The 11,774-nt window shown below is 25.9% G+C and carries 12 protein-coding genes; 3 read left to right on the top strand and 9 right to left on the bottom strand.

Annotation, left to right across the window (positions count from 1 at the left end; genetic code table 11):
• From KKE07_02640 to KKE07_02625, 4 genes are all read right to left on the bottom strand, one after another.
• Window positions 1–486 (bottom strand): hypothetical protein (locus KKE07_02640; protein ID MBU4269752.1); only part of this gene is annotated, 486 nt, incomplete at its 3' end.
• 5 nt (window positions 487–491) lie between these two features.
• Window positions 492–1,247, bottom strand: coding sequence for a class I SAM-dependent methyltransferase (locus KKE07_02635; protein MBU4269751.1), 756 nt, complete (start codon window positions 1,245–1,247; stop codon window positions 492–494).
• Window positions 1,244–2,431, bottom strand: a complete 1,188-nt coding sequence (locus tag KKE07_02630) for a glycosyltransferase family 4 protein (protein MBU4269750.1) — start codon at window positions 2,429–2,431, stop codon at window positions 1,244–1,246. The genes KKE07_02635 and KKE07_02630 overlap by 4 nt, the downstream gene beginning before the upstream one ends.
• A complete protein-coding gene (locus KKE07_02625; protein ID MBU4269749.1) occupies window positions 2,370–3,371 on the bottom strand; it encodes an SDR family oxidoreductase in 1,002 nt (333 codons plus the stop codon). The genes KKE07_02630 and KKE07_02625 overlap by 62 nt, the downstream gene beginning before the upstream one ends.
• Before the next feature lie 96 nt (window positions 3,372–3,467).
• Here KKE07_02625 and KKE07_02620 point away from each other — a divergent pair, with 96 nt between their 5' ends.
• From KKE07_02620 to KKE07_02610, 3 genes are read left to right on the top strand one after another with little or no spacing between them, the layout of a single operon-like run.
• Window positions 3,468–4,418, top strand: coding sequence for a glycosyltransferase family 2 protein (locus tag KKE07_02620; protein ID MBU4269748.1), 951 nt, complete (start codon window positions 3,468–3,470; stop codon window positions 4,416–4,418).
• Between the two features lie 30 nt (window positions 4,419–4,448).
• Window positions 4,449–5,846: a hypothetical protein gene (locus KKE07_02615; GenBank protein ID MBU4269747.1), complete on the top strand. Its 1,398-nt coding sequence runs from the start codon at window positions 4,449–4,451 to the stop codon at window positions 5,844–5,846.
• The gene (locus KKE07_02610) at window positions 5,846–6,571 is read left to right on the top strand and encodes a hypothetical protein (GenBank protein ID MBU4269746.1); all 726 of its coding nucleotides are present in this window, start codon (window positions 5,846–5,848) and stop codon (window positions 6,569–6,571) included. Before KKE07_02615 ends, KKE07_02610 begins: the two co-directional genes overlap by 1 nt.
• Here the strand turns inward: KKE07_02610 and KKE07_02605 are convergent.
• From KKE07_02605 to KKE07_02585, 5 genes are read right to left on the bottom strand one after another with little or no spacing between them, the layout of a single operon-like run.
• Window positions 6,568–7,530 (bottom strand): hypothetical protein, encoded by a 963-nt coding sequence (locus KKE07_02605; GenBank protein MBU4269745.1) that lies wholly within the window; start codon window positions 7,528–7,530, stop codon window positions 6,568–6,570. The genes KKE07_02610 and KKE07_02605 overlap by 4 nt on opposite strands.
• The gene (locus KKE07_02600) at window positions 7,527–8,327 is read right to left on the bottom strand and encodes a glycosyltransferase family 39 protein (protein MBU4269744.1); all 801 of its coding nucleotides are present in this window, start codon (window positions 8,325–8,327) and stop codon (window positions 7,527–7,529) included. Before KKE07_02600 ends, KKE07_02605 begins: the two co-directional genes overlap by 4 nt.
• Window positions 8,324–9,367 (bottom strand): GDP-mannose 4,6-dehydratase, encoded by a 1,044-nt coding sequence (gmd, locus tag KKE07_02595; protein MBU4269743.1) that lies wholly within the window; start codon window positions 9,365–9,367, stop codon window positions 8,324–8,326. Before gmd ends, KKE07_02600 begins: the two co-directional genes overlap by 4 nt.
• 14 nt (window positions 9,368–9,381) lie before the next feature.
• The gene (locus KKE07_02590; GenBank protein MBU4269742.1) at window positions 9,382–10,431 is read right to left on the bottom strand and encodes a hypothetical protein; all 1,050 of its coding nucleotides are present in this window, start codon (window positions 10,429–10,431) and stop codon (window positions 9,382–9,384) included.
• Entirely contained in the window at window positions 10,428–11,765 is a 1,338-nt protein-coding gene (locus KKE07_02585; GenBank protein MBU4269741.1) for a glycosyltransferase family 39 protein, read from the bottom strand. Before KKE07_02585 ends, KKE07_02590 begins: the two co-directional genes overlap by 4 nt.
• Between the last annotated feature and the right edge of the window lie 9 nt (window positions 11,766–11,774).

Genomic DNA, 11,774 nt, shown 5'->3' with positions numbered 1-11,774 from the left:
TGAAAATATTATCTCTTTGTCGTAAATATTTTTGTCATACGCAAATGGGAAATAGTAAACATTTTCAGCACCTGCACTTTTTAATGGTAATTCTAAAATTTTTGCCCAAGATAAAAAGTAATCATAATATGACAAATTTTTTAACACCTGCTCATTTGAGTTGCTATTCCATAACGAAAAAACATTATCCGGATAAAAATTAACAATAATTCTATTTTTTTGTTTTAACTTTTTTAACGTTTTTGTATATATATTTTCGGCTTTTATAAAAAAAATAAGATCAGGATTAAATTTTTTAATTGTTTTTAATAATAAAAAATTAATTATGTGATTATTTAAAAAATTTATAAAAAAATATCTTTTTCTATAATCAAATTTTTTAACTTCATAACCCAATTTTATAAACTTATTACAAAAAGAATCTGCATAGCGATATTTATTATTATTTGAAAAAAAACCAACTAGCAATATTTTTTTTATTTTCATAATTTTTATTTAAAACTAACTACAGAAAAAACGGATTGGCCAAACGGACATTTTAACTTTGTTTGTAAAAAATTGTCTATTGGCTTTATGATTGGACAAATAGTTTCAAAAGAATTAACCATACTGCTTGTAACTTCTTTTCTTTTCAAAATATTACCATGTAAAAACCATCCGATAAGGCCAAAAGAATTAAAATATCTTGCAAAAAAATCAGCCTGAGGAATAACTAAATTTTTTATTTTTTTTAAGTCTGAAATTGAATAACGCCTAAAATGATCATAATTTTTATCAATGGAATTATATGCAAGCTTATGCGCAGGAACAAATGTGATTATTCTTTTTAAATTATTAGTTTTATTTTGTTTTAAAATATCAACCAAATCGGTAAAAAATAGATAATCATCTTCTACATGTTCCATTACATTAAAAGATACTATCGTATCAATATTTTTATTTATTAAATCTTTTTTCCAATCTTTTGATAAATTTATATGTAACACTTCAACATTTTGATTAAAACCAAATGTTTTATTTACAGTGTTTTTTAGTTCAGGAAGCATTTTTGAATCAACTTCTGATAAAATTAAAGATTCTTTTAATGGCAACCATCTGGACATATTACCAATGCCGGCACCAATTTCCAAAATATTATTTCCCAAAAAATTTTCTACGGCTTGTAGTGACCATTGCTGATATTTAACTGCACTTCTTAATAAATCCAACTGAAATGGCGTTTGTGCAACATTATCATACAAATTCATATACTATTCTCCAATTTGATATTGTCCATTATATCCAAATATTTTTTATAAATATTATGCCCATAATTATCCCAAGTAAAATTTTTTACTTTTTGAGCACCCGATAAGCCCATTTGATTACATAAATCTTTATTTGTATAACAAAATAAAATTTTTTCAGCCAAATCATCTGGATCTCTTATCTGTGAGATAAAACCTTGAACTCCATTTTGAATCAAATCTTGCCCACCGGTATTTGTTGTACAAATCACAGGCAATCCACTAGCCATTGCCTCTGCAATTGTCATAGAAAGACCCTCTTCAATTGAGGGCAAAACAAATAAACTCGATTGTGAATATAACTTTGATAAGTTATTTTTATCCGTACTTCCATAAAAAATCACATTTTTATTTAATTTTATATTTTTTAAAAATGGATTTATATCCGACAAAATATTACCAACAATCAAAAGCTCAGTTTTATCTATTGGTAAATTTAACTTTTGCCAAGCTTGAAGTAAATACTGCACGCCTTTTCTAAGACAAACAAGTCCCACAAAAATTACTCTAAATTTACCTATATTTTGTTTTTTTATTTTTGAAAAAAAATCTACATCAACACCATATGGAACATTCAAAAGTTTATTTTCTGCAATATTATATTTTAAAAAACTATTTTTAGTGAAATTTGACGGAGACATTATATAATCAGCCGAATCATATTCAGACAAAACTTTTTCTAAAGTTTTTTTATTTATAGCACTATATTTTATTCCAAATGTTTCATACTCTTCATTTAATAATTTTTGTTGCTCCAATATATGTGTTGAACCTGATTCTAAAATAATTTTTGCGCCTGTTTTTTTTATATTATTTAAACTTTTATAAAAATAGTTGGCCCAACCGACAAAGATATCAATCTCTTTTTCTTTTAAAATATTTTTGGACAACCAATTATCAAAAACATTATCTTGAAATCTATGTAATTTGGATTTATTTAAATATTTATAAAATCTTAATTTTGAAAATAAAAAATTTATTCTACTAAAATTATTATTATTTATGATAAATTTTTTTGATACGTATTTTTTATCAATATCGCTATAAGATCCGGTATACAATCTTTTTAAAACACCAATTTTTTCAAGTTGGTGAGCCAAATGAAATGCGTGAAATCTTCCCCCTGCAGCAATTACTACCTTCATGTTTTAAAACTTTCTCAAAATATTGTATTGTTTTTTTCAATCCTGTTTTTAAATCAATTTTTGGATCCCAATTCAATTTTTGTTTAGCCAAACTTATATCGGGTTTACGTCTTGATGGATCATCTGCCGGTAAATTTTGATATATAATTTTTGATTTGCTATTTGTTAACTCTATAATAATTTTTGCCAAATCCAACAAATCAAATTCTATTGGATTTCCCAAATTTACAGGCCCAATAAAATCTGAACTTGATTCCATCATTTTTAAAATTCCGTCAATTAAATCATCAACATAACAGAATGATCTTGTTTGATTGCCATTTCCATACATTGTTATTGGTTTATTTTGTAAAGCTTGAGTCATAAAATTACTTACAACACGACCATCATTTGGATCCATATTTGGTCCATAGGTATTAAAAATTCTTACAATTTTTATATCTATATTATACATACGCCTATAATCAAAGAACAAACTTTCAGCACAACGCTTTCCTTCATCATAGCATGAACGAATACCAATGGGATTTACAGATCCTCTGTAATTTTCCGTTTGAGGATGAATTTGTGGATCGCCATACACTTCGCTTGTTGATGCCTGCAAAATGCGGGCTCCGGTTTTTTTTGCTAAATCAAGCATATTGATTGCACCAAATACACTGGTCTTTGTTGTGTATATTGGATCAGCTTGATATCTTGGAGGTGATGCAGGACAAGCAAAATTAAAAATTAGATCCAAATTTTCCAAATCTAATTTTTCAGTAACATCATGTTTTACAAAAGTAATTTTTTTATTTACTAGCAAATCTTTTATATTTTCAAGTCTTCCGGTGTATAAATTATCCACTGCAACTATATTATTTTGTTTTGATAAAATATTACATAAATGACTACCCAAAAAACCTGCAGCGCCAGTAATTAATATATTTTTATTTTTAATCACAATAAAAATTACTCCGTTATTTAAATTGACGAATCCTAATATTTAAATATTTTTATACTAGATAAAAACAAATGTAAAATTTAAAAAAATTCTATGAACGATATAAAACATACAAATCTATTATCTATAGTCACGCCAATATTTAATGAAGAAGAAAATATAATAACGCATTATAATGAACTAAAACAAGTTTTATCCAAATTAAAATTTTTTAAAAATTATGAGCTAATTTTTGTAAACGACGGCAGTTATGACAATTCAATAAATATATTAAAAAACATAGCCATAAATGATCCAAAACTTAAAATAATTTCTTTTATAAAAAACTTCGGTCACGAATCCGCTACAACGGCAGGTATAAATAATTCATCAGGAGATGCCGTTGTAATCATAGATGGAGATTTACAAGATCCACCTGAATTAATTTTAGAATTTGAAAAAGAATATATAAACAATATTGATATAGTTTATGGACAAAGATCAAAAAGATTAAAAGAATCATGGCTCAAAAAAATAACTTCAAAAGCATTTTATCCAATATTTAAAATACTTACAAAAATAGATATGCCAAAAGACACTGGTGATTTTTGTCTTTTAAGTAAGCGTGCAATAAATATATTCAATCAATTACCCGAAAAAAGTAAATTTGTGCGCGGTTTAATTTACTGGTCAGGATTACCTAAAAAATCTGTTTTATTCATACGAAGACAACGTAATGCCGGAAAAACAAAATATAATTACAAAAAATTAACAATTTTTGCACTTGAAAATATAATTTCTTTTTCAACTGCACCTATTTATTTTATGATCTTTTTTTCACTATTTTGTATATTTGCTTGTTTTTTGGGAGTCATCGGTGCAATAGTTTTTAAAATTATGGGTTTTGTTGTTATGACAGGTTGGACTTCATTAATTATTAGTATGCTATTTTTATTTGCCGTAACATTCTTTTTTTTAGGAATTATAGGTCTTTATATAGGTAAAATATTTGAAGAAATAAAACAAAGGCCAACTTATTTAATTGATGAAAAGATTAATTTCTAAGATAAATTCAAAAACATATCGGGAGTAACAATGAATAAATTTTTTGTATTAATATTGGCGATAATTTCAAATATTAACAATATTTTTTGCATGACAATAACTCCCGGTCACAAAATTTCACCCAAAGAAATTCGTTATATAAAAAATAGAAAGCCATTAACACAAGCAGCCATAAGAAATATTATAAAAATAAACGATAAAAATATAAAATTACCTAAAATAGCTCTATGTTTTAGTGGTGGCGGATACAGGTCAATGATTTCATGTGCCGGTTTTTTAGATGCAGCAGAAAAAAAAGACTTGTTGTCTGCTGCGACATGCATAACCTCACTATCAGGATCAACTTGGCTTTTAATTGCGCTTCTTACATTAAATTTTAGTATGGAACTTTTTAAACAATATTTGGAAAAAGCTGTAAATAATAATTTTTTTGATTTCAATAAATTAGATACGGAAAAAATATATAACTCTCTTAAAAGTAATAATCAAAATAAATTAATAGACTTTTGGGGTTCAATTTTGTCAGGACATTTACTAGGTGATTACGACCAAAAATTAACATTTAAAAATATAAGAAAACACCTAAAAACATTTAATTATTATCCTTTTCCAATATTTTCCTGTGTAATTGCAAACTCAAAAGATCCAAAAGATAACCTGCCATATAATTGGATGGAAATATCTCCATATGCAACTTATGCAAAAATATTGGACAGCACTGTATCAACAAAATATCTAGGCAATATTTTTAAAAATGGGTCCATAAAAACTAAAAATCCAGAATTGCCTTCCGGATTTTTCATGGGTGTACTTGGTAGCCCATTTTGTACTTCGGCCGGAGATATTTTAAATTTACTGTTAACAGATATTGGAGAAATTTTACATGTGAACAGTTACAAATATCTTGATTGGTTTGAAAAAAAATTCGAATTTTTAAAATTATACAAAAATAGAATCTGTCCTGCTCAAATACCAAATTACAGTTATGGTTTAAAACAAAGTAAATTACAAAATAATAAAAATCTTGAATTAATAGATGGAGGATTTTCATTTAATTTACCATTAGATCCATTATTTAGAAGAAAATTTGATATCATAATTATTTGCGATGCATCAGTAGACGCAACAACAATTAATTATCCAGAACTAAGATTAGCTGCAAATTATGCCTCAGACCATGGCATAACATTTCCGGACATAGAAAAAGCTTATATAAAATATGATAATTTGGAAATATTCTTTAATCCCAAAAATCCGGATTGCCCTGCAATAATATATTTTACCAATCCAATAAAAGAACCAACTTTAAAAATGAACTATGATCCGCCAGAATTTGAAAACCTTTATGGTGCAATGCAAAAATTGGTTTTGAATAATACAGAAAATATCGCCGAGATTATCAGACTAAAAATTAAACAATCAAATTAATGTTTAAAAAAATAATTATTATTCTTTTTTTAAATCTAATCGCAAAATTAAATGCAATAGTTTTAGAAGATTTAATAAAAAATAAAAAATTAAACCAAACGCTCAAAAATAAAAAAGTTGGTTATTATTTAGGTTCTTTTGATCCAATACACAAAGGGCATGAAGCTATCGTAAAAACTATTTTGGATAAAAAACTATGCGACTACATACTTATCTATCCTGCATGGGGTGGTGATGATTATAAAAATAGAACAGACGTAAAAATTAGACTAAAAATGCTATTTTCAATTTTTAAAAATAATAAAAAAGTAATAGTTACTAAATTAAATCCATTAAACCTTCAAAAAAAATTAATAAAAATAAACACGGAATATATAGGTATAATTGGTTCAGATTTAGCTTTATCCGGACAAAAAAATGAAAAAGCCAGAGATGAATTTATGTCAGGAGCAATTGTTGCACAAGAGTATAAAAAGCATACACATGGTTGTATAATTGCATTACCGGTTAAAAGTTTTGTTGTTACAATAAGAAATGGTGATAATATCGAAAATTTAAATAATAAAATTGGTAATAGAAAAATTATAGCTAAAATTGAAACAAAATTTGGAGATATATCCTCTACAAAGATTCGAAATTTTACTAAAAGCAAAAAATCCATAAATTCTCTTGTAAGCAATAATACTGCCAAGATTATTAAAGAATATAAATTATATAAAAATTAATTAGTATATAATCTAATAGTTTTGTATTTACCAAGCCAACTATCCCACGTAATAAAAACTGTATTTTCATCTATCCATTTATTATCAATAAGATATGTTACGTCAGTAATATGTCCTAATTTTGATCGTCTATTGATTTTAAAATCACCCATAGAATATTTATGCCAAACATTCAATTCAGGTTCTTTATTTGACCAAACATACGCTTTTTCTTTTTCTGACCATTTAAGTGGAAAATTTGAAAAATTAATCCACCATCCACAATGATCTTCATCTAAAGATATTAATCTAAATCCAATTCTATTATTTTCTTTAACCTGTTTTACTAAAGATTTTACACCAATAATTTTACAATCAGCTTGGCATCCCATACAACCAAATTCTGCCAATGTTGAATGCCTAATATAAGCCACACGTAAATTCAAATCTTTTAGAAAAATTTGAAAAACATATCGTATATCGGAAACAAATGGAATTCCAAACACTATAAAATTTGCATTTTTATCAAATTTATTTTTTGAAAAAAATTTTTCAAACTTAGTTTTATAAATTAAAGAATTTTGTGAATTATTCTTAATACCATAATAATTTCTGTATAAACCTAATTTTATAGATAAGAGAATTAATAGTATAAAAGCAAATAAAACAGAATTTTTTAATATTTTAGCTATATTTTTTTTACTAAAAAGATACATCCCATAAACAAACATGAAACTTAAAATTGGATATACTGCATTAATATATCTTGGATTGGGATAAGCAACAAAAGCAGGCCAACTAAAAAAAATTATTGAAATAAACAGCGCAAATAATATTTTAAAATTATTTTTATAAGCAAAAATTAAAAAACAAAATAAAAAAAATATTAGAAAAAATAATAAAAATTTGTCAGAACTGCTTAAAATATTGAAATTTAAATATTCACATGCAAAACGAGTGATAAAATCTAAAAACTTCATGATACTAACTCTTTTATTGCCGGAAAACGCATACAAATATTATTAAAAGTTCTTGGTAAACTTTCAAAGCCAAAGGCCATAATTCGTAAAACTAAATAAATTATATAAATAAACAAAAATAAATATGTTTTATTAAATGCAAATTTAAATTTTAATCTCAAATTTTTATATTCGGAAAAAATAAAACTAAAAATAAATAACAATATACCCAAAAATATCGTATTTTCACGCGAACATATTGAGAATAAAAAAAATAACGCAGCCAAAAAATTATATCTAAATTTGTTTTTAATCCAATAAAATCTAAAACAAATTAAACTTAACAACATAAAAAAAGTAGCTAAAAAATTATGTAATGTACTAATCCATGTAATCCAATCCATTATCGGATAAAAAGCAAGCAATAAACCGGCAAAAACTGCAAAAATATTTGGCATAAAAAAAGATGTTAAATAAAAAAATAAAGATATATTCAAAGCATGAAAAAACACGTTTAAAAAATAATAAGCTTTAACATTAAATTCAAATAAATAATAAATAATAGAGAACGGTATGTGTTGCATGGGCCTATAAAATCCTGAAATAAAATTAGCTTGGGGTACATTAAAATTTATCGGATATAAATAATTACGTTCATCTTCTAAAAAAATACGTATTAAATCTTTTTTTGATTTTATAATTCCGGCAATTACATTACCGCAGTCATCCAATGAAAACCAAATATTTTCTACAGAAAAAAAGTAAAAAACAAAAGTAATTAAAAATAAAAAAATTGCCCAAAATATTTTTATTCTCATAAATAACTTTCAATCTCCTTTATATCATGCTCTAACATTATATGTACAAGATCTTCAAATTTAGTTTTTGCAGTCCAATTTAATTCTTTGGCAGCTTTAGAGGGATTGCCGATTAACAAATCAACTTCAGTTGGTCGAAAATATTTAGGATCAATGCGCACTAAAACTTCTTGCGTTTTTTTATCCATACCAATTTCATTAACGCCGGAACCGGTCCAAACAATTTTTTTATCAATAAATTCAAATGCCAATTCTACAAACTCACGCACTGTATGCGTTTGGCCTGTAGCAATAACATAATCCTGAGGCTTTTCTTGCTGTAACATAAGCCACATGGCTTCCACATATTCTTTGGCATAACCCCAATCTCTTTTTGAATCAAGATTTCCAAGATAAATAGTTTTTTGTAAACCATGTTTAATTTTTGCCACAGCCATAGTAATTTTACGGGTTACAAATGTTTCACCTCTACGTTCAGATTCATGATTAAATAAAATCCCATTACATGCAAAAATATTATAAGCTTCACGATAATTTATAGTAATCCAATATGCATAAATTTTTGCTGCAGCATATGGCGATCTTGGATAAAAAGGAGTATTTTCATCTTGCGGAATTTGCAAGACTTTACCATAAAGTTCACTGGTAGATGCTTGATAAAATTTAGTTTTTTTAGTTAAACCCAAAATTCTTATAGCTTCCAACAATCGCAATGTACCTAAAGCATCGGAATTTGCAGTATATTCAGGAGTTTCAAATGATACTTGGACGTGACTTTGCGCCGCTAAATTGTAAATTTCATCAGGTTGAACTTCTTGTATTATTCTAATCAAATTTGTTGCATCCGTAAGGTCACCATAATGTAAAAAAAACTTATTATCATATTCATGTCGATCTTGATAAATATGATCTATTCTTGATGTATTAAAACTCGAAGACCTTCTTTTTATTCCATGAACAATATAATTTTTAGAAAGCAAAAACTCAGCTAAGTAAGATCCATCTTGTCCGGTAATACCTGTAATTAGTGCAACTTTCATAAAATCCTAACCAGTTATAAAAATTTTTGTTTTTCAGTTTTTTTAATTACATTTAAAAGTTCTTTTATTTTTTCGACTTCACTATTTTTAACAACCATTAATACATCATCCGTATCTACCACACATAAATCACTAACGCCGACAAATGTTACAATTTTTTCTTTATTATTTTGAAAAACTAAATTATTTTCTCCGGAAATATTAAATATATTTTGAGATTTTTGTGATAATTTATTTTGTAAATTTAAAAACACATCGATATTACCAACATCACACCAATTAAAATCAGCCGGAATTACAGCTATATTTTGACTTTTTTCAATAACGGCAAAATCTATGGATTTATTTTCAACATCAAAATAAGAAATTTTGTGATTTAAATAATCAAGCATTTGGTGATAAATATTTGGTGTATGAATTTTAAATTCTTCTATAAAAAAATTAACTTTAGAAGCAAATACAGATATATTCCAAAGCATGAAATTATTTTTCAAATAAGAATTAGCTGTTTTTAAATCAGGTTTTTCATGAAATTTTTCAACACAATATACGTTATTGGCAATAATAAAATTATCAGGAGCTTTTGCCTGAATATAACCATATGAAGTTGAAGGATTTGTTGGCATAACTCCAACTGTAACTATTTTATTATTCGTTTTAGTATATTCAATTGCAGTATTTAAAATTTTTACATACTTTTCCGTTTCAACAACAAAAGAATCTGCCGGCAAATAAACAACAATTCCATCGGGATCTTTTTCATAAATTTTAAATAAAGAATATAAAACTGCTGGTGCCGTATTTCTTGAATCATCTTCTTCAATTATAAAATCTATATCTTTTCCTATTAATTTTTTAATTCTCTCTTTTTGATCTTTGTGAGTAACCACACCAATTTTAATATTTTCTATACTATTAAGGTTTTTTATACGCTCTATAGTTAATTCTATTAATGATTTTTCGCCTAAAAATGGTACAAATGGTTTGGGTTTTTCACGCCTACTGATCGGCCAAAGTCTTTCACCAAAACCGCCACACAATATAATTAAATAAACATTACTCATAGCTCTCCAAATGGACAGGATTTATATCTTAAACGAAAATAAATCATATAAAGACCCTGCGCAGCCAAAATTATTAAAACAGGCTCAAACATCATCCTAAATCGAGCACAGCCATCGTGTCCTGAAATAAAAGCAAAGTAAAAAATATAAAAGAATAAAAAGAAAAACAGCTTAAAATCTCGTTTTTTAAAAACAAAAATTAAAGAGATTAAAATTAAAATTAATCGCAATAAAGACCAAATTGATTCTGCAAAAGCTATAATTTGAATATAAAACAAATTTGTTCCGGACATAATATATTTTTTAGCGCGGTCAAACAAAGATCCTGTTTTTTTAAAAAACGATAAATCTTTGCGATTGATATTGGAATTAATTAAAACTTTTAAATTTGTTGAATATAAACCTAAAAAAGTTTTTGCTACGTTTTTTAGCCAAATTTTTACAAAAACAAGTTTATTATTATCAAAATCACGTTTAAAATTATTTGAAATCAAATTCCAACTTGTTGAATCAATTTTGCTTCCGGTCAAAAGATTTGATACATTTTTTTGTTCAATACTTTCACTTGTTTTATTTATAACAGCCATAGCCTTAGGATATAAATAAAAATATAAACTTTCATTTTTTAAAGTAGATACGGAAAAACTTTTATACACAATTTTGTTAAAATAAGCATATGAAAAAACAGGTAAATAAAAGCTTAAACAAAATAATAATATATTTTTAATTTTATAATTATTTGCAAAAAACAGTACAATTATAATCGGAAAAACAAAATATAATGCCGCCGGCTTTATAAAAATAGACAAACCTAAAATCAATCCTGAAATTATTAACTTTTTAATATCACTTTTATATAAAAATAGAACAAAAAAATAAATAAAACTTGTTAATAAAAAAGTTAATAAAGTCTCGGTTAAGATAAAATTGGAAAAAGTTATAAATCCAATATTTACTGCAGATAATGCAAATGCAATTATTCCAACATTTACACCCCAAATAATTTTAGCTATATGAAAAATCAAAAAGCATGTAAATAAACTAAGTAAAATTTGAAGCCAAATAACAATATTTGATTCCGGTTTAAATATTTTATAAGCTACGCCCAAAAATAATGGGTATCCAAGAGAAAAATACGGTGCAGTCTCATCAATGTTTTTTATAAAAAAACTATTGTGCTTATAAAATTTTTCGGCATTATAAATATACCCTTTGGAATCAATATCCTGAAAAGGATCTACAAAATTGGTCAATCGAACATAATCGTATAAGCTTTTTGAAAAAAACAAAAAAATTATGGAAAATGCCAATAAATAAACCGACTTGTTACTCACACTACCTCC

The sequence above is a fragment of the Candidatus Dependentiae bacterium genome (genome assembly GCA_018897535.1).
Lineage (GTDB): Bacteria > Babelota > Babeliae > Babelales > UASB340 > UASB340.
Note: the sequence above shows the minus strand (reverse complement) of the source record. Positions and strands in the feature narration are given on the sequence as shown.